The sequence below is a fragment of the Janthinobacterium aestuarii genome (assembly GCF_051380835.1).
Classification (GTDB): domain Bacteria; phylum Pseudomonadota; class Gammaproteobacteria; order Burkholderiales; family Burkholderiaceae_D; genus Janthinobacterium; species Janthinobacterium aestuarii.
The window spans coordinates 48,742-67,682 of sequence record NZ_JBNYXU010000012.1 but is presented as its reverse complement, the minus strand read 5'-3'; the positions used below and the strand labels follow the sequence as shown (position 1 = coordinate 67,682).

Annotated in this window: 16 protein-coding genes; 7 read left to right on the top strand and 9 right to left on the bottom strand. The window is 62.6% G+C overall.

Annotated elements, in window-relative coordinates; all coding sequences use genetic code 11:
• Nucleotides 1-12: 12 nt before the first annotated feature.
• The gene (locus ACQ4WO_RS25435; protein ID WP_436483763.1) at nt 13-2,346 is read right to left on the bottom strand and encodes a catecholate siderophore receptor Fiu; all 2,334 of its coding nucleotides are present in this window, start codon (nt 2,344-2,346) and stop codon (nt 13-15) included.
• Between the two features lie 294 nt (nt 2,347-2,640).
• Between ACQ4WO_RS25435 and nudC the strand changes: the two genes are divergently transcribed.
• The gene (gene nudC / locus ACQ4WO_RS25430; protein WP_436483841.1) at nt 2,641-3,474 is read left to right on the top strand and encodes an NAD(+) diphosphatase; all 834 of its coding nucleotides are present in this window, start codon (nt 2,641-2,643) and stop codon (nt 3,472-3,474) included.
• Nucleotides 3,475-3,550: 76 nt separating this feature from the next.
• A complete protein-coding gene (gene folE, locus ACQ4WO_RS25425; protein ID WP_034754386.1) occupies nt 3,551-4,117 on the top strand; it encodes a GTP cyclohydrolase I FolE in 567 nt (188 codons plus the stop codon).
• 46 nt (nt 4,118-4,163) lie between these two features.
• Here folE and ACQ4WO_RS25420 read toward each other — a convergent pair whose 3' ends face one another.
• Nucleotides 4,164-5,006 (bottom strand): AraC family transcriptional regulator, encoded by an 843-nt coding sequence (locus tag ACQ4WO_RS25420; RefSeq protein WP_436483762.1) that lies wholly within the window; start codon nt 5,004-5,006, stop codon nt 4,164-4,166.
• Nucleotides 5,007-5,176: 170 nt separating this feature from the next.
• Here ACQ4WO_RS25420 and ACQ4WO_RS25415 point away from each other — a divergent pair, with 170 nt between their 5' ends.
• Entirely contained in the window at nt 5,177-5,599 is a 423-nt protein-coding gene (locus tag ACQ4WO_RS25415; protein WP_436483761.1) for a hypothetical protein, read from the top strand.
• Here the strand turns inward: ACQ4WO_RS25415 and ACQ4WO_RS25410 are convergent.
• Complete coding sequence (locus ACQ4WO_RS25410) at nt 5,593-5,958, bottom strand: hypothetical protein (protein WP_034781254.1); 366 nt, start codon at nt 5,956-5,958, stop codon at nt 5,593-5,595. The genes ACQ4WO_RS25415 and ACQ4WO_RS25410 overlap by 7 nt on opposite strands.
• A gap of 312 nt (nt 5,959-6,270) precedes the next feature.
• On the opposite strand from ACQ4WO_RS25410, the gene ACQ4WO_RS25405 reads away from it, so the two are divergent.
• Nucleotides 6,271-7,917: a methyl-accepting chemotaxis protein gene (locus ACQ4WO_RS25405; RefSeq protein ID WP_436483760.1), complete on the top strand. Its 1,647-nt coding sequence runs from the start codon at nt 6,271-6,273 to the stop codon at nt 7,915-7,917.
• Nucleotide 7,918: 1 nt separating this feature from the next.
• Here ACQ4WO_RS25405 and ACQ4WO_RS25400 read toward each other — a convergent pair whose 3' ends face one another.
• On the bottom strand, nt 7,919-8,332 hold the full coding sequence (locus ACQ4WO_RS25400) for a hypothetical protein (RefSeq protein WP_436483759.1): 414 nt from the start codon (nt 8,330-8,332) through the stop codon (nt 7,919-7,921).
• 178 nt (nt 8,333-8,510) lie between these two features.
• On the opposite strand from ACQ4WO_RS25400, the gene ACQ4WO_RS25395 reads away from it, so the two are divergent.
• On the top strand, nt 8,511-9,215 hold the full coding sequence (locus ACQ4WO_RS25395) for a glutathione binding-like protein (protein ID WP_436483758.1): 705 nt from the start codon (nt 8,511-8,513) through the stop codon (nt 9,213-9,215).
• Here the strand turns inward: ACQ4WO_RS25395 and uraH are convergent.
• Nucleotides 9,212-9,622, bottom strand: coding sequence for a hydroxyisourate hydrolase (gene uraH, locus ACQ4WO_RS25390; protein WP_034754375.1), 411 nt, complete (start codon nt 9,620-9,622; stop codon nt 9,212-9,214). The two genes, ACQ4WO_RS25395 and uraH, sit on opposite strands and share 4 nt — an antisense overlap.
• A gap of 16 nt (nt 9,623-9,638) precedes the next feature.
• Nucleotides 9,639-10,133, bottom strand: coding sequence for a GlcG/HbpS family heme-binding protein (locus tag ACQ4WO_RS25385; protein ID WP_436483757.1), 495 nt, complete (start codon nt 10,131-10,133; stop codon nt 9,639-9,641).
• A gap of 138 nt (nt 10,134-10,271) precedes the next feature.
• On the opposite strand from ACQ4WO_RS25385, the gene ACQ4WO_RS25380 reads away from it, so the two are divergent.
• Both ACQ4WO_RS25380 and ACQ4WO_RS25375 read left to right on the top strand, forming a co-directional pair.
• Nucleotides 10,272-10,982: a heavy metal response regulator transcription factor gene (locus ACQ4WO_RS25380; RefSeq protein WP_436483756.1), complete on the top strand. Its 711-nt coding sequence runs from the start codon at nt 10,272-10,274 to the stop codon at nt 10,980-10,982.
• Nucleotides 10,979-12,388 (top strand): heavy metal sensor histidine kinase, encoded by a 1,410-nt coding sequence (locus ACQ4WO_RS25375; RefSeq protein WP_436483755.1) that lies wholly within the window; start codon nt 10,979-10,981, stop codon nt 12,386-12,388. Before ACQ4WO_RS25380 ends, ACQ4WO_RS25375 begins: the two co-directional genes overlap by 4 nt.
• A gap of 111 nt (nt 12,389-12,499) precedes the next feature.
• Here the strand turns inward: ACQ4WO_RS25375 and ACQ4WO_RS25370 are convergent, their stop codons facing one another.
• The 3 genes from ACQ4WO_RS25370 to ACQ4WO_RS25360 all read right to left on the bottom strand — a co-directional run bounded on the left by ACQ4WO_RS25370 (nt 12,500) and on the right by ACQ4WO_RS25360 (nt 18,831).
• On the bottom strand, nt 12,500-15,838 hold the full coding sequence (locus ACQ4WO_RS25370; RefSeq protein ID WP_436483754.1) for a DEAD/DEAH box helicase: 3,339 nt from the start codon (nt 15,836-15,838) through the stop codon (nt 12,500-12,502).
• A gap of 187 nt (nt 15,839-16,025) precedes the next feature.
• A complete protein-coding gene (locus ACQ4WO_RS25365) occupies nt 16,026-17,732 on the bottom strand; it encodes a methyl-accepting chemotaxis protein (protein WP_436483753.1) in 1,707 nt (568 codons plus the stop codon).
• Between the two features lie 208 nt (nt 17,733-17,940).
• On the bottom strand, nt 17,941-18,831 hold the full coding sequence (locus ACQ4WO_RS25360) for a LysR family transcriptional regulator (RefSeq protein WP_436483752.1): 891 nt from the start codon (nt 18,829-18,831) through the stop codon (nt 17,941-17,943).
• Nucleotides 18,832-18,941 lie beyond the last annotated feature (110 nt).

Sequence of the window (18,941 nt, the reverse complement as noted above, 5' to 3'; positions counted from 1 at the left end):
GTGTTCTCGATGTTAGAACTTGATATTCGCCGTCAGGCTGAACGACCGTGGCTGGCTTGGGGTGTAGCGGAAGCCGGACTTGTTGATGGCTGCCACATAGGTCTTGTCGGCCAGGTTGTAGGCGTTCAACTGCAAGTCGAGGTTTTTGTTGACGGTATAGGTCGCCATGGCGTCGAAGACCCAGTAGGCATCGACGCGGGCCGGCGTGCCGACGGCGCCATCGGTGCCGCGCAGCATTTCACCCACGTAACGCGCGCCGCCGCCGATCTTCAGGCCAAACGGCAGGGTGTACGAGGTCCAGCTGGTGAACGCCTGTTTTGGCGTGTAGCTGAGGTTATTGATGCCGCTGGCTGTGACAACCTTGCCCGACTCGACCTTGGTATTCATGCGCGTGTAGCCGGCGCTGACCAGCCAGTTCGGCATGATCTCGCCCACCACGCCCAATTCCAGGCCTTCCACGCGCTTCTTGCCGGTCTGGTAATAAATGGTCGGGATCACCGGATCCTGTTCCACTTCATTCTTGACCGTGGTCTGGTAGACAGCGGCCGAGAACGACAGTTTTTGCTTCAGGAAGTCCCACTTGGTGCCGATTTCCTTGGTGATGGTTTCCTGCGGATCATAGCTCGGGTTTTGCGCGCTGCTGGCGCCCGTGCTCAGGGCGAAGTTGACGCCAGGCGGCGCTTTCGACGTGGCCAGCAAGGCATACACGCTGCTGTCCGGCGTCGGCTTGTACATGGCCGAGATCTTGCCGTTGGCCAAGGTGTCGCTCAGGGTCAAATGGGTAGGAATCTTCGTGCCCACTGGCAATGGCTGTACCGCGGGCGCAGTCACGGCCCCTTGCAGGGTGATTGCATCGTAGGTCGTGTTGAAGTGGTCGAAGCGCACGCCGCCGTTGAAGATCCACTTGTCGCCGAACTTGACGGTGTCGAATACATACAGGCTTTGCGTGTTGACTTCGCCTTCCGTGAAGGCGCCGCTGCGCACCGGGTTGTAGCCGGTGACTGGGTCGCGCGGATTCGGCTGGTACAGGTTCGCTGCCGGCAAGGTGCCCAGGCTGGCAGGCACATAGCTGTAGTTGGTTTGTTTTTCGCTGGTGAACTCGGCGCCCGCCACCACGGAGTGCTTCAGCACGCCCGTGTCGAACTGTGCGCTGACCACGGTCTGGTTGGTCAGGATCGTGTTTTCCTGGTCCTTCACGGTGCGCAGCGAGCGCGCCAGGGTCCAGGTCGACGGATCGGTCGGGACCGGCGTCTTCAGGTTGGCCATGCTGCCCATGAAGGCCGTCAGCAGGTAATCCTGCTTGGTCTTGCCGTAGCGCGTGGTGTTCTGGATTTGCACGTTAGGCGAGAAATCATGGTCGATGCGCAAGGTGCCCATGTCGGCCTTGACCTTGTCGTAGTCCGCAGTGGAACCGTAGAAATTCTTCGGATCGACCTTGGCCGCGCTGTTCAGGAAGGTGCGGATGACCGGTTGCTCCTTCGTGGGAGTGTCGGGCGTGCTGTAGCCGGGAAGGCCGATGGTCGGCACGCCGCCGTCGGGCACGTTGTTTTGATCCACGTGCAGGTAGCTGGCCGTGATGCGCGTCGGCTTGCCGATACCGAAGGTGACGGTGGGCGCGAAGGCCCAGCGCTTGTTCTTGACTTCATCGCGCGCCGCGTTGCCGCTGTCCTGCGTCATCAGGTTCAGGCGCAATGCCGTACCGGTATCGCTGTCGAGGACGCGGTTCCAGTCGGCCGTGGCGCGTTTCTGCTTGCCGCTGCCCGCCGTCAGCAGCGAATTGAATTTGTTTTCCATGGTGGCCGTCTTGCTGACCAGGTTGATCGAGCCGGTCGGCGAACCGCGGCCGCTATCCGTGCCCGCCGGGCCCTTCAGCACGTCGATCTGTTCGATGTTGAAGACGTCGCGCGAGATGGAGCCCACGTCGCGCACGCCATCGACATAGATGCTGCCCGACGAATCGAAACCGCGCATGTAGACGGCGTCGCCCGTGTTCGTGTTGCCGTTTTCACCGAGGAAAAAAGTACCTACGCCTGGCGTGTTGCGCAGCGCGTCCGTCAGGGTCAGCGCACCTTGCTGCTCGATCAATTCCTTCTTGATCACGACGATGGTTTGCGGCGTATTGACCAGCTCTTCCGTGTATTTCGGCGACGAGGCTTTTTCGGCCTTGAAATCATTTTCCTTGGAACCAATGACCTTGACTTCGTTCAGCATTTGCTGCGATGCCGGGGCACTTTGGCCGGCCGGGTCGGCCGCCTGGGCGGCGACGGGCAGCAGCATCACGGCCAGAGCGGCGCCGATGTGCTGGTTGAAACGGGTGGGGGCGTGTTTGCGGCTCTTGATTGCCATCTTGCTCTTTCGAAAAGGTCAGGGTAGTGGTTCCTGGCTGGCTCTGCGCCGCAGTGCTTGGGCACGCGGGCAAGTGGCTGGCGATGGAGACGGAATAGGCCGTATTGTAATAACTGGGCGCTATTTCGTAAATGAGAATCGTTATCAGTATCATTTACGCAACGGATTGGGCGTGCCGCAAAAAAAACACTGTCATGGCCCATGAATGCTTGCTTTGCGGCCTGGCCGCTGCTATGCGCGCAAGCGTTCGCCGGCGGGAGTATGATGAGCAACCTTTACAAATTTCCTCTCAGCATGCTGCAGACTCCCGATGCCTTTGTCCCCCTGATCGATGCGCCCGAACCGGCCCCGTCCGCCACGGATACGCTGACGTTTGTCTTTCACCGCGGGCGTTTGTTGTTGCGTACGCCCGAGTTATCCCTGCCCACGGCCGCCGAGGCGGCCGCGCTCGATATCGACCTGAGCCGCGCACAGCCCGTGGGCTTGTGGCAGGGCCGCTATTGCCAGACGGTCTGGACCGACGAAGAGTTGCCACCGGGTGCCGGCCTGGCCTGGCACGGCATGCGCTCGCTGTTCAATGCTGTCGACGACGCTTTCCTGGGCCTTGCCAGCCGCGCCGTGCAACTGGCCGAGTGGGCGCGCACGCACCGCCATTGCGGCGTGTGCGCCACACCCATGCAACGCACGCGCGGCGAACGCTGTTTCACGTGCGCCGCCTGCGGCATGCTCGCGTACCCGCGCATTTCGCCGGCCATGATGGTACTCATCCGCAAGGGCGAGCAGGTGTTGCTGGCCATGCACAAGCACTCGCCATCGCAGCGCTTCAGCCCGCTGGCCGGTTTCCTGGAAGCGGGTGAATCGATCGAGGAAGCCGTGCACCGCGAAGTGATGGAAGAGGTGGGCTTGCGCGTGCATAACCTGCAGTACTTCATGAGCCAGTCCTGGCCGTTTCCCCATTCGCTGATGATCGCGTTTACGGCCGATTACCTCGATGGCGAGATCCGCCTCGACGAAAACGAGATTGCCGAAGCGCGCTGGTTCGGTCCCGGCGATGCGTGGCCGGAAGCGAGTTCGAGCGTGTCGATTTCCGCGTTGCTGGTCGGCGCGCACCGTCCGCCAACGGTATAGAAAGCCGGGGCTGCTCGGGCAGCCTGCCGCATTTTCTATATACTGGCGGCAATTGAAAATTTTAGGGTGGTGTAGTATGTCTCAAGAAGAATTCTCCGAAAACGACTGGCGCCGGCTGATCAGCAGCTTTGGTGAAGATCCGCAGCGTCCTGGCTTGCTGGAAACGCCTGCGCGCGTGGCCAAGGCGTGGAAGCACTGGACGTCCGGCTATGGCCAGGATCCGGTGGACTTGCTGAAAGCGTTTGAAGATGGCGCGGAACAGTACAACGAGCTCATTGTCGTGCGCGGGATTCCCGTCTACAGCCATTGCGAACACCATCTGGCGCCGTTTTTCGGCAAGGCCACCATCGGCTACGTGCCCAACGGCAAGATCGTCGGCCTGTCGAAATTGACGCGCCTTGTCGATTGTTTCTCCAAGCGCCTGCAAGTGCAGGAACGCATGACGATGCAGATCGCCAATGCCCTGATGGAAGTGCTGGAACCGAAATCGGTGGGCGTGGTCGTACGCTGCCGCCATCTGTGCATGGAAAGCCGCGGCATCCGTACGCCGGGCGAAGAAACCATCACCTCGGCCATGCTGGGCGAGATGCAGCCGAACCTGGCGCTGCGCACGGAATTTTTGGCGTTGGCACGCGAAAGCTGATTGTTCGGCGGCGATGCGTGACGAAGGCGGCATATGCCGCCTTTTTTTATGTTCTTCCCGATTCCCGCTCCGCCAGGTAGCGCGCCGGCGGCTTGCCCACGGCCTTGCGGAACATGGTGACGAAACCGCTGGTATTTTCATAACCGAGTTCCAGCGCCACCGACTTCACGCTGTGGCCTTGCGCCAGCCGTTGCAGGGCCAGGATGACGTGCAATTGCCGGCGCCAGCGCCCCACGCTCATGCCCATTTCTTCCAATGACTGCCGGGTCATGCTGCGCTCGCTCATGCCGATGTGGCTGGCACACTCGGCCAAGGTCCTTTTATCGGCTGGCTGCGCCAGCAGCAGGGCGGCCAGGCGGCGCAGGCGAGGATCGCGCGGCATCGGCAAGTGCAAGTCTTCCACGGGCGCGGCCGCCAGTTCATCGAGCAGGGTGAGCACCAGGCGTTCCTGCGCGCCATGCAGCGTGGCCAGAGTGGGAAAAGCGGCCGCCTTGGCGATCAGTTCGCGCAGCAGGGGAGAAACGGCGACGGTGCAGCAGACGGTGGGCAAGGCCGGCGCCATGGCCGGCTCGACAAACAGGCAATAACATTGGGCCTCGCCCACGCCCTGCGCTGAATGCATCAGGCCGCCCGGTATCCACACGGCGCACTGAGGCGGCACGATCCACACGCCGCTGTCCACCTCGCAATGAATCACGCCGCGCGTCGCATACAGCAGCTGTCCCTTGCGGTGCTGGTGCGGTGCCTGTTCCGCGTCCTCGGACACGCTGGCCAGGCCCACGGCCAGCAGCGGACGCAACATGCCATCGATGTCGAAATCCATGAGGGAGGCGCCAGGGTCCAGGCCCAGCTGGGCCGTCAGCACACTGGGCAAGAGGGGATGGGGCATGAGAACACTTTGGCTGGATTGAATAATATTGTGGCTATTTTATGCAATGACGCGCAGCACCGCCAGCGCTATCGTATGGGTATCCGCAGCCCCGCTTCAACGGCAACCGCCGCCGCCAGTGTTCTGATGAAGGTAAGGAGGAACGGCAACCCCTTGAAGGAGTCATCATCATGCAGCTTGATCTATCCGCTTTTCCCCTCGTCTGGATGCGCCGCGAGGCAGCGCCTGCCCAGGCCGATATTCTTTTTGCCCAGTTTGACGCGCTGCTGGCGCGCCGCCAGGCGTTTGTCATTCTCAGCGAGGAAGGCTTTGACGAGGCTGGGCACGAACACCCGCAGGAAGAGCGCAAGCGGGCGTCACTCTGGATGAAGCAGAACAAGGCGGCCATCCGCGCGTATATCCAGGGCATGGTGCTGGTCGAACCGAGCGCCGCCAAGCGCCTGGCCGGCAAGGCTTTTGCCGTGATGTTCGGCAAGTTCTGGGGCTACCCCCTGCATTTCGGCACCAGCCGCGACGACGCGCTCGACATCGCGCAGCATTTGATCAAGGCGTGGCTGCCGCCAGCCGACGGCGGCACGGCCGCGCATCAGTAGCGATAATCGTTGACGAAGTGTTTTGTAAAGTTGTACTTGCTGCCGCCGTCGAGCAAGTCGACCAGGCGCTTCGGCGCCGAGGCCGACATGAAGGCGTCGGCGGCGCCGCCCGTGCTGCGAAATTTCATACCGGGGCTGAGGATCTGGTTGGCGCCGATTTTCAGGTGCTGAAAGCTTTTCGTTTTCTCATTGTTGAGAATAAAATGCAATTCCTGCTTGAAGGTCAGGAAGGGGATCTTCAGCCACCAGCCTTCGTCCGTACCATAGCTGGCGACGCTGGCAAAATGCGTGTTCTTGTCCGTCAAGGTGGGTTTGCCCAGGCGGTCGTTGATGCGTTTCATGGCTTCATTCTTGGTCATGCTGTGCTTTCGTCATTCATTGTGTATACGGCGTGCATTTTGACACAGGCACGCCACCCCCGCCTGCCTTGCCGCCCCCTATCTGCATGCTTTTTTACTGCAATGCAGCATCAATTCTCATCAATTGTCGCAACGCATTAACAACACCCGGCAAAAATCATTGCTTTCCAGCATTGTAAATATCGGTATTTCAAGCGTATGCTGGTGTCGTCTGAACGGTGCCGTCCGAGCACCGTCGTCGCCGCATTCCTGGCCTGCCGGGCTGGAAGCGGGCCACGCCTTTCGCCGCACATAGATAGTTGGAGACACAGCATGAAGAAATTGACGTTCCAGCAGAAGTTATGGATTCCCCTGATTTGCAGCCTGTTGTGCATCACCGTTATTTTTGTCTATAACGCCCTGGAAGTGCGCAAGATCCGCATCGAAGAACGCAGTGCCGACCTGAGCAATGCCGCCGACCTGGGCCTGGGCGCCGTCAAGATGTTCGGCGACCTGGCCGCCAGCGGCGCCTTGACGAAGGAAGAGGCGCAAAAGCAGGCCACGGCCGTCATCAAGAGCATGCGTTTCGGCGAGACCGGTTATTTGTCCATCATCAACCTCGACGCCGTCGTCGTGATGAATCCTGCCGCGCCGCAAACCGATGGCAAGAACATGTCGGATTTTAAAGATGCCAACGGTACCTATCTGTACCGCGACATCGTGGCCGTCGGCAAGAGCGATACGGGCAAGGGCTTCGTCCACTATTATTTCCCCCGTCCCGGCCAGAAGACCCCCGAACCGAAGATGAGCCGCGTAGTGGCCTACAAGCCGTGGAGCTGGACCATCGTGGTCGGCGTGTACATGGACGATATCGACGCGGCCTTCCGCCAGTCACTGCTGACTTCGCTGGGCGTGCTGGTGCTCGTATGCGGCCTCCTGGCGGCCGTCGTCGTGGTGATCAACCGCAGCTTGCGCCATGCGCTGGGCGGCGATCCCGAGTATGCGGCCGACGTGGCGGAAAAGATCGCGAATAACGATTTGAGCGGCGTCGTGCGCACGCATGCCAACGACCGCCACAGCGTGCTGTACGCGATGAAAACCATGCAAACCAACCTGGTCGATGCGATCAGTGAAATCCGCCACAGCGCCGAGACGATCGCCACGGCCTCAAGCGAGATCGCCAGCGGCAATATGGACTTGTCGGCACGCACGGAAATGCAAGCCAGTTCGCTGGAAGAAACGGCGGCCTCGATGGAGGAATTGACCTCGACCGTGACGCAAAACGCGGGCAATGCCGTGCAGGCAAATGAACTGGCGCAGTCCGCTTCCGCCGTGGCGCGCCAGGGCGGCGCCGTGGTGGCGCAAGTGATCGGCACCATGGATACGATCAACGCTTCGTCGCGCAAGATCGTCGACATCATCGGCGTCATCGATGGCATCGCCTTCCAGACGAATATCCTGGCCTTGAACGCGGCAGTGGAAGCGGCGCGCGCCGGCGAACAGGGGCGCGGCTTTGCCGTCGTGGCGTCAGAAGTGCGTAATCTTGCGCAACGCTCGGCCGGTGCGGCGAAGGAAATCAAGGAGCTGATCGGCGCTTCCGTCGACAGCATCGCGGCCGGCAGCACGCTCGTCGCACAGGCGGGCACGACCATGGATCAGGTGGTCGCTTCCGTTTCGCGCGTGACCGACATCATGGCCGACATCACGGCCGCCTCGCACGAGCAAAGCACGGGCATCGGCCACGTCAACCAGGCGATCACGGAAATGGATAGCGTGACGCAACAAAATGCGGCACTGGTGGAAGAGGCGGCGGCAGCGGCGTCGAGCATGCAGGACCAGGCGGCCGTGCTGGCGCAACTGGTGGCGCGCTTCAAACTGTCGGCGCAGGAGCCGGGCACGTCGCCGCGCCTGGCGGCCACTTCGGCTGGCGCACCGCGCGCCGTGGCGAAAAAGCCGCTGCGCAGCCTGGCGGCGCGCTGATTTACTGGGCTGGCGGCGCCGGTTCGAATTCCAGCTTGTCATCGACGACCACGAATTGCCCGACCGGCTGGCCCAGGTCGGCTTTCGGGTCGTTTTCCATTTCCGTCAGCTCATTGCAGGTATTCGTTTCCGCCTGCCACAACTGCTTGCCCATGCGGATATTCCAGATGCCATCGCCGGCCGCGAACAGCTCGACCGTGATGTCGGCCGGCGCCTTCGTCGACAGGGTATGCAGGCGCTGGCATTGCGGCAGATTCGTCGCCATCAGCTGCACTTCCACGGTATCTTGCCAAAAATAACGTTGCTGGCGGCGCACGGTCAGGGAATGGTCTTGCCCATCGAACATGTAGATGGCGAAGTCCTGGACACAGCCTGACAGCAGGACGGACAGCGTGACGATCAGGAGTTTGCGCATGGTCGGCTTTCTTTGTATGTGCTCGGGAATGTCGGGATGCCTGCGTGACGGCGCTAGTGGGTGCTTGCGCCGCCTTGTTTTTCGCTTACGTGGCATTATATCCATGCATATCAGTTGCGGCGCGACAATAGTTATGCCAAGTTCGCCTGCCCCTACTTATCTACCTGGAAAGACCACGATGATCGACCTGTATTACTGGACCACGCCCAACGGGCACAAAGTGACGATGTTCCTGGAAGAAGCGGGCATCCCCTACAACCTTATTCCTGTGCATATCGGCAAGGGCGAACAGTTCAAGCCCGAGTTTCTCGCCATCGCGCCGAATAACCGCATCCCCGCCATCGTCGACCAGGCGCCGGAAGATGGCGGCGCACCGCTGTCGCTGTTCGAGTCGGGCGCGATTTTGCAATACCTGGCCGAGAAAAGCGGGCAATTCCTGCCGGCCGACGTGCGGGGACGTGCCGAAGTCATGCAATGGCTGTTCTGGCAAATGGGCGGCCTGGGCCCCATGGCCGGGCAAAACCACCATTTCGTGCAATATGCGCCCGAACCGATCTACTACGCCATCACGCGCTACGTCAACGAAACGAACCGGCTATACGGCGTGCTGAACAAGCGCCTGGCGGACCGTGCATTCGTGGCCGGCGACAGCTACTCCATCGCCGACATGGCAATCTACCCGTGGATCGTGCCGCACGAACGCCAGCGCCAGAAGCTGGAAGATTTCCCGCACCTGGCGCGCTGGTTTGCGGCCATTGCCGCCCGTCCCGCCACCGTGCGCGCGTATGCGCGGGCGGCGGAAATCAATGTGCAGCCGACCGTCAGCGGCGACGCGAAAAGCGTGCTCTTCGGGCAGACGGCGAAGACCATCGGCCAAGCTTAATTTCCCCGGTACGTGGAAAAACCGAAAGGGCTGAGCAGCAGCGGGATGTGATAGTGCTGGTCAGTCTTTTCCACGTGAAATTGCACGGGGATTTCCGGGAAAAAAGTTTCCTGTTTCAGGCGCGCATAGTGCTCGCCTGTCTTGAACACGATGCGGTAGTCGCCCGCCTGCATGGGCGCATCCACCGGATACATGGCCGCGATGCGCCCCTGCGCATTCGTCACGGCGCTGCCCAGTTGTTGCCAGCCTTCACCGTTCTTTTGCTCCAGGGTGACCGTTACGCCCGCCGTCGGCTGTCCGCTCTGCAAGTCGAGAATGTGCACGCTCAAGGGATTGGCGGCGGCCAGGGCCATACTGGACAGGCTGGCGAAGGCCAGGGCGGCGGTGATTTGTTTCAGTGTGCTCATCGTCGTATCTTTCAGTTTAAAGGGTAGGGGAATCGAGTTCAGGGATGGCGGCCAGCGCGGCATGGGCGCAGGCCCGGTCTTGCAGGGCGCCGCCGCCACCGGCCACGCCGATGGCGCCGACCACGTCCCCCTTGGCTCGCAAGGGCAGGCCGCCGCCCAGCAGCAACAGTTCCGGCACGGTCGTCAAATTGGCCATGTCGGGATTGCCGCGCGCGGCCACTGCCAGCGCCTGGGTATCGTTTTTCGTCGACAGGGCCGTGTAAGCCTTGCGCCGGCTGGCATCCGTGTTGTGCGACCCGACGCCATCGGCGCGCTGCACGGTCACGACATTGCCGCCACGATCGAGCACGGTGACGACGATGTGCCGTCCTTGCGCCTGGCAAGCGGCCATGGCCGCATCGGCCAGCTTGTTGGCCGCCGCCAGCGAAAGATCATCGACCTTGCGCAATTGAGCGTGGGCTGGGCTGGGCAGCAGGCACAGCAGGGTACTGCCGAGTAACAGGGTTTTCATGTGGCTGTCCGTTGAGTAAAGTGACGCCAGTATGGCCAGTGTTGCCCTACGAGAAGATGATCGCCGCATGACATTTTTATCATCCGCAGCGGTCTGCGCGCGGCGTAGAATGGTTTTATATTCTTTTAGAAAGTGGCCATGCGCATCCTGGTAATCGAAGACGAACCGAAGACGGGCGACTATCTGCTGCGCGGCCTGGCCGAGTCCGGCTTTACGGTGAGCCTGGCGCGCAATGGCCGCGACGGCGTGCACATGGCAAGTACGGAGTCACCCGATCTCATCGTGCTCGACGTCATGCTGCCCATCATGGACGGCTGGCAAGTCTTGCGCGCGCTGCGCTTGCAGGAGGGCGGCGCCGACGTGCCCGTGATTTTCCTCACGGCGCGCGACGAAGTGCAGGACCGGGTCAAAGGGCTGGAACTGGGCGCCGACGATTACCTGGTGAAACCGTTCGCGTTTGCCGAATTGGTGGCGCGCATCCGCACTTTGCTGCGGCGCGGGCCGCCGCGCGAAGACGACGTCATCCGCATCGGCGACATGGAAATCGACGTGATGAAGCGCAAGGTGAGCCGCCAAGGCCAGCGCATCGCCTTGACGGCGAAGGAATTCGGCTTGCTGCATTTATTGGCGCGGCGCCAGGGCGAAGTCTTGTCGCGCTCCATCATCGCTTCGCAAGTATGGGACATCAATTTCGAGAGCGACACCAACGTCATCGACGCGGCCATCCGCCGCCTGCGCAGCAAGCTCGATGACCCGTTCGAACCCAAGCTGATTCACACTTTGCGTGGCATGGGCTATATCTGCGAATTGCGCGCGCCTGCCGCACCTGACAGTGGCGCGGACGCATGAAGCTGGCGCAACTTCGCCGCTCGCTGACCCTGCGCGTCACGCTCGTCTTCGTGCTGATCGTGGCGCTCGTGTCGGCCGGGCTGGGCATGCATTTATACCGCTCTTTTGTGGCGGAAATCGAGCGCCGCGACGACATATTATTGCTGGGTAAACTGCGGCAGATCCAGCAGCTGCTGGGCAATGCGGGCACCCTCGACATCATCCGCGAGCGGCCCCAGTATTTCCGCGACACCATGAGCGGCCAAGAAAATTCCCTGGTGCGCATCGTGCGCGCCGATGGCATGCGTTTGATCGATGTCAACCCGAACGGCGAGGCGGTGGCGCATCCTGTGCCCGTGGCCGTCGATGCGCCCGTGACAAACAACGACATCGTCAGCTGGACCAGCCGCGACGGTTATCCCGCACGCGTGGTGGCGGCCAGCGCGCGCATCGGCGACCCGGCGCAGATGGCCGACATCTCCGTCGCCCGGGTCTACGGCGACCGCACGGCCATGTTCGCCGCCTACCGCTGGCAAATCGTCGTCTCGGTGGCCGTCAGCGCGCTGGTGGCCGGCTTGCTGTCGAGCGTGATGCTGCTGCGGGGACTGCGGCCGCTGCGCAATATCGCCGCGCATGCGGCCCTCGTGCGGCCGGGCAAGCTGGAGCAGCAACTCGATGCGCGCGGTGCGCCGACGGAACTCTTGCCCCTGATTCAGGCCTTGAATGCCATGCTGGCGCGGCTGCAGGAAGGCTATGCGCGGCTGTCGCAGTTTTCCGCCGACCTGGCGCATGAATTCCGCACCCCCGTCACCAATCTGCTGGGGCAAAGCCAGGTCATGCTGGCCCGCCCGCGCAGCGCGCAAGAATATGAACAGCTGGTGTCATCGAATGTGGAAGAGCTGGAACGGCTGTCGCGCATGATCGACAGCATGCTGTTTCTGGCGCGCGCGCAGCAGGATGAAATGGTGCTCGTCAAGCAAGTCTTGCCCGTACAGGACGAGTTTTTGCGCCTGGCCGATTTCTTTGAGGGACTGGCCGAAGAGCGCGAGCTGGCGCTGGCTTGCCACGGCAGCGGCACGGTGACGGCCGAGCCGCAACTGCTGCGCCGCGCACTGGGCAATTTGCTGTCGAACGCGATACGCCACGCGGCGCCGGGCAGCACGATCCTGCTGCGCTCGCATGCGACGAACGAGGGCGTGGAACTCAGCGTGAGCAACCTCGGCCCCGCCATCCCCGCGCGCCACTTGCCGCACCTGTTCGAGCGCTTTTACCGCGCCGACCCGGCCCGCAGCGACTCGGCCGCTTCCACAGGCCTGGGCCTGGCCATCGTCACGGCCATCATGCAGTTGCATGGCGGCAGCGCGACCGTGGCATCGGACGCGGCCGCCACGACGTTCACCCTCGTTTTCCCCGCTGAGAACGCCTGATAAAACCGTAGCGAGCGGAAGAGAGTTGCTGTCGAGAAGCGGAGCTGTGCGAATGCACAGTGAGCATCGGAGACGGCAAATCGCGACGCGCAGTAGGTTTGATCAGGTGTTCTACCCCATCTCCACCAAAAACTCATGCATGCCCGTATGCGGCAATTGCGCGCACGCGGGCGCGAAATACGGCAATTGGCCCCACAGCAGCGGGTTGCCGACGATGTACACATGGTGCTGCGCGCGCGTCAGGGCGACGTTGAGCAAGTTCGGCGTGGCTGCCGCCCACTGCGCCGCGCCCGCCGTGCTGTCGTCGGCGCCGAGGACCAGCATCACCACGCTTTGCTCCTTGCCCTGGAAGGTATGCACGGTGCCCACCATCTGGCTGCTCCACTGGCGCAATTCGCGCGCCGTCGGCGCCTTGCCGTAGCCGAGGCGGCGGTCCCAGTCCATGTCGACGATGCGCGAACGCAATTCGTTGCGCACGGCCTTGAATGGCGTAATCACATACATGTCGGGCAGCTTGCCGTCGCGGCGGTACAGTTTCAGCAGCACTTCCAGCACAAAATCGAGTTGCACGGGCACGACCTGCTTGTAGCTGACGGCGCCGATGGCGTCGATCCAGCAGCTGGGGCCTTTCGTGAGTCCCCGCGCGCCGGCCGGCGGCGTGCGCTCGCTCAAGCCATAGACCATCTTGTCTTCGTAGGCGATGCTGTTGGCCAGCGAGAACATCGGTTCCACGCAGCGGCGGTGCACGCGCAAGGGGCTGCCGATCCACAAGGGCTGTGGGCTGCCGGCGCCGACGACGGCACCATAGCGGTTGGCCTTGTCTGCCAGTGTCTGTACGGAAACGGAAGTCGGCGCATAACTGCCATCCTGCGTGTGCGGCGACAGGGCGGACAAGGTTTGCACGAGGCGGCCCGGCACCGTGAACACGGGCTCGATCTGCAGCGGGTCGCCCACGACGACGGCACGCTTGGCGCGCCACAGGCTGCCCAGCGCCGCTTGCGGCACGGCCTGGCCCGCTTCATCGATGAACAGCCAGCCCAGCGATTCGGGACCCATGCCCTGGAACTGGCGCGCGAACGAGGCAAACGTCGTCGACACGACGGGCACGACCATGAACAGGCTGTGCCAGACCATGGCGACGTGCGACTGGTCGTAGGCGCGCTTGTTTTTCAGCAATTTGGAGACGGCCAGCAAGTTGCCGCCAAAGCCGGGGCCGCCTTTCTTTGCCACTTCCGCCAGCCATGCCTCGTGCAGGGCCAGGGCCTTGGCGAACAGGCGCGAGCGCAAGCGGGCCAGGGCCGGTTCATGCCACAGGCCGCCAATTTGCAGGGCGTCGCCGTCCAGCTCGTCCAGGGTTGCCGGCGCGGCGATGGTGGGGAAGCGCATGCGCGCGCGGCGCAGCAGTTCCGTGCTGTCATCCCATTCGCGCTGGCGCGATTGCGCCGTGCGCAGGGCGATGTGCAGGCTGTTGCGGGCACGCTCGCAGCGCGGTTCCAGCTCGCCCTTCAGCAGCAGCTTGATGGCGGAGACGTCGCGCGCGGCCTGGCGCTGCGCTTCGGCGTTGGCCACGACGGCGTCCTTGTAGGCGCGCGCCGGCGCCGTGCGGAACAGGCGGGCAAAGAAACCGGGCTGCGTCAGCGCCACCAGGCGTTCTTCTTCCAGCAATTCCTTCTTGCTGGCGAGCAGGGTATCCTGCTGCGCCAGCGCGCCGGACAGGGCGCCATTCGCCGCATCCATCTCTTGCTCGGCTGCAATCAGCGCCTGCTGGCTGCTGTGGATGAATTCGGCTTCCGTGCACGTGCCCACGGCTTGCCACAGGGCCGCGTACTGGGCGTGCTCGGCCAGCGCCTTTTCCACCACGTGTTCCGTCTCGCGGAATTCTCGCGCGGCTTGGGCGAAGCTCACGCCCTGGTGGCTGGCCAGCCACTGGCGGATATTTTGCGCATTCGGCGTCTTGCGCGCCGTGGTCTTGTCCCAGTCGTCGTCATAGAAATTGCTGACGAAGCGGCGGCGGTTCGCGCTATTGCCCAGCGCGCAGGACATCAAGCCCCATGGTGCTTCCGCTTCGCTCAGGGCGCGGTTGGCGCCATTGCCGTCGGCCACGATCCGGCGCGCCACGTTTTCAAAGTAGCGCGTGCGTGCCCATTCCTTGCCCAGCTGCTTGGGTTTTGGGAGGTCGCCGGAAATGTTTTCCACGGCCGCGTTATTCGACGAAGCGACGACCATTTCAAAGCCCGTCAGTTCCGGACGCAAGCGGGCGATGGTAATCGGGTCGCGCACGCCTTCGAAGGCCACGGCCACCTTGCCGATGAAGGCGTCGCCGGCGCGGTCCAGGCAGGACAGCACGCTGGCGCGGCGCACGATGTTGTCGGCGAATAATTCGCGCAACAAGGTCGTCTTGCCCGTGCCGGGTGGACCGTTGACGGAAAAGATGCCCCGCTCGCTCAAGCCCGTGCGCGCGCCGTGGATGGCGAACTGCTGCATGAGGCTCATGGCGTAGCTGGCGTCTTCCAGCCAGTGTCCCCGGTTCATATTGCCGGGATTGAGCATGGCGGCCAGCGCCTGGCGTCCGGCCGGGCTGTACAGGTCGATGCGCTCATCCTGTGCCAGCGGCGTCAGATAGGCCGCGACTGTCGCCGGCAACTTGCCGCCACGCAAGGCGCGAATGATCTGTTCCAGGTCATCGAGGTAAAAACTGTTGAGGATATCGATCGACGGTTCCACCGCGTCGCCGAAGTCCAGGCTGCGGTTCTGGCTGGATTCAAGCGCATCGGTTTCCGTGGCCGTTGCGCGTTTTTTGCGCGTGCGCAATTCCAGTACGGCCAGTGGCTGGCCGGCGGACGGGTGGAAGCCGGCCCAGTCGCGCAACAGGTCGGCCAGGGCGGCGATTTCCATACCGGACAGGGGAGAGGAGACATTGCCGGCCTCGTCCGTCACTTGCTGTGGCGTGCGGCTTGCCGCGAAGTTGCGCAGGCTGTCTTGCAGCGCCAGCTGGCTGTTGCTGAAGGCGTCCAGGCTCAGGCCCGACCAGTCCGGCGTGCGGGCGCGGCCCAGGGCCCACGGCAAGGTCGACACGGAAACGGGATCGAACTGCGGCTCGCCCAGCGCATTGAGATTGAGGCGGGCAAAGCACGAGCGTCCCAGCAACTCTGTTTTTTCTGTTTCGGCAATGTTTTCCGGGCCGGTGGCCGGCGGACAAGCCTTGTTGATTTCGGCCTTGTCGAACACGCCAAGGAACAATGAGAAGCCGTCGATCTCGCGGTCGGACGGTACTTGCCATTGCGCGGCGAACTGCGGCGGCAATTGCGCCAGCTGTTCGCGGTGCAGGAGACGCACGGTGGACTGGTCTTCAACGTCCGTGATTTGATTCAGGTCAAACGGGATAAAGAATTCGATCTTGTGCCAATACTCCAGGATAGCCAGGAGGCGCTGCTGTTCTGCCTGATTCATGATGACCAATATTTTGTAAAGCGAGCGAGGATTGTAAAGCGTATGCGCGGTGCACGTTTTGCACTTTTGTCTATTGCGCGGGCTTTGCGGCAAAAAAAGTGGTATTGGCAGACGAAAAAAAGCCAGGCAGCAACTTCCTGCCTGGCTTTCCCCCATTGCGATGTTGCTGAGGGTTAAAACTCGTGCATTAAAACTCTTCCCATTCGCTCTCGGCGGCCGCATTGCTGCGGCGTGCCGGCGCGGCCGCGACGGCCTTGCGCGCTGGCGCTGGCTTGGCTGCGGGGCGTGCGATGGCGGGCGCTGCCGGTGCCGTGCGTACAGGCGCCAGCTTGGCAGCGCTGGCGACATGGTTGCCGGTTTTAAAGAAGCCGACCACATGCGCCAGTTCGCCCGCCTGGTCCTGCATGCTTTGCGAGGCGGCCGCCGCTTCTTCCACGAGGGCCGCGTTTTGCTGCGTCACTTCATCCATCTGGGCAATGGCCATGTTGATCTGCTCGATGCCGATGGTTTGCTCGTGCGTGGCGGAGGTGATCTCGCCCATGATGTCGGTCACGCGCACGATGCTGTCGACGATGTCGCCCATGGTCTGGCCCGCTTCATTGACAAGGCGCGAACCCGTGTCCACGTTGGCGACGGAGGCGGCGATCAATTCCTTGATTTCCTTCGCCGCGCCCGCCGATCGTTGGGCCAGATTGCGCACTTCCGACGCCACCACGGCAAAACCGCGTCCCTGTTCACCCGCGCGCGCCGCTTCGACGGCCGCGTTCAAGGCCAGGATGTTGGTCTGGAAGGCGATGCCGTCGATGACGCCGATGATGTCGACGATCTTGCGCGACGAGGCGTTGATCGTGCCCATGGTATCGACCACTTGCGAAACGATGCTGCCGCCGCGCACGGCCACTTCCGACGCGCTTTTCGCCAGCTGGTTCGCCTGGCGCGCATTGTCCGCGTTCTGCTTCACGGTCGAGGTCAGCTCTTCCATGGCCGACGCCGTTTCTTCGAGCGAGCTGGCTTGTTCTTCCGTGCGGGACGACAAGTCGAGGTTGCCGGCGGCAATTTCGCTCGATGCCGTGGAGATCGCATCCGTGCCGTTGCGCACTTGCGCCACCACGCCCAGCAGGCTGGTGTTCATGGCTTTCAGGGCGCCCAGCAGGCGGCCCGTTTCATCGCTGGAATTGACGACGATGTGCGACGACAAGTTGCCCGAGGCCACGGTTTCTGCCACGCTGACGGCCGCATTGATGGGCTGGGTGATCGAGCGCGTGATGATCCATGCAACAAAAGCGCCCAGCAGCACGGCCAGGCTGCCCAGGGTAATCATGGAGGCGCGCGCGCTGTTGCTCAGCGTTTCGGCTTCCGTTGCCGCTTGCGCCGCCTGCTCGCCTTCATACGCGACCAGGCTGTCGAGCGCGCCCAGCACGCGTTTCAGGCTCGGCGCCGCTTGCTGCGTCAGGAAAGCGATCGCTTCTTCCGTCTGGCCCGCATTGCGCAGCTCGATGACCTTGTTGTTCAGCGGTGCGCCCGCTTTCAGGGCGGCGTCCAGCTCGGCCATCAGCGCCGTTTCCTTGTCCGTCGAAATTTTCTTTTGCAAGGTTTCCTTGGCGGCGCCGTATTTCTTGCGCGCTTCGCCGATCTTTGCCAGTTCCGCCTGCACCAGCGCTTCCGTCGGCGCCACCACAATGCTCGTGATCGCCAGGGTAATGTTGCGCACGTTGTCGCTCATGGTATTGGCGGCCGCCATTTTGACGTTCTTGTCGGCCACGATATCGTGCGTGCGCGCGCTCAGTTGTCCCATGGAATACAAGCCGACGAGCAAGACGGCCACCAGCAGGCCGAGGACGACAGCGAACCCGATCCCGAGCCGGGTGCCGATTTTGAATTGTGTGAGTGACATGATTGCTTTCGTGTTGCGGAAGTGAGGGAAAACATCGGACAGACCGGGGCTACGGGTTTATACGTAGCGGCGGCTAGCCTGTAATTGTTCCTCAAAATTCCGCACTGCAATACAAAAACTTGTATCAAGTCCGTGAAAAGCTGAAAAACTGGTAGCAACTTAACTAAGTTGTCGTGTGGAAACAACGAGCGCGGCGCCGGATGCGGGCTCAGCTTTCCGGAAATACGTGGGTGGCGAGGAAGTCGATGAAGGCGCGCAGTTTTGGCGTCAGGTGGCGGCTGCTGGGCCACAGGATGCGGAAGGCGCCGTCATGCTGGCGGTGCGCGTCCAGTACCGGCTGCAGGCGGCCTGCGGCCAGCGCGGCGCGCACGGTAAAGTCGGGCAGGGCGGCGATGCCCAGGCCGCTTTCCGCAAAGTGCAGCAGGGTCTCCACATTGTTGCAGTTGAGCAGGGCTGGCAAACCGGCCGCATGCAGGGCAGGCCACTCGGGCAGGGGCCAGGCCTCGACCTTGCCGCTGCTGGGAAATTTGTACAGCAGGCAAGTGTGCTGCGCGAGGTCGGCGGGAAGCAGCGGCGTGCCGTGTTGCGCCAGGTAGGCGGGCGCGGCCACCAGCTGCAGCTGGAACTGGCCCAGCTGGCGGCTCATCAAACGGCTGTCGGCGCTCTCTCCCGCGCGCACGACGGCGTCGTAGCCTTCCTCGATCACGTCGACCCGGCGGTCGCTGAAGTCGAGGTCGAGTTCCACCAGCGGATACGCGCGCGCGAACGCGGCCAGCACGGGATTGAGCAGGCTGCCCACCTGCGGCAAGCTGACGCGCAGCCGGCCTCGGGGCGCGCTCTTGCTGTTCGATAACTCCAGCTCGGCCGCTTCGATCTCGCCCAGGATGCGCCGGCAGCGTTCGAGAAACACGGTTCCCTCGCTGGTGAGCGCGATGCTGCGCGTGCTGCGGTGAAACAGGCGCACGCCGAGACGCTCTTCCAGCCGCGCGATGCTCTTGCCCACAGCCGAGGCGGAAATACCGAGCACGCGGCCCGCCGCGACAAAACTGCGCGTTTCGGCCGCCTGCACGAAGGCCGTGAATCCCGCCAGGTTATCCATGTCGATCCTCATTGATTGCGGATGCCAACGTCCGCACAGACAGAAACTATAGCCTGTTTTTCTTTGATCGCGCCTGCCTTACCTTGGCAGCCTGATCATTTGAAAGGCTA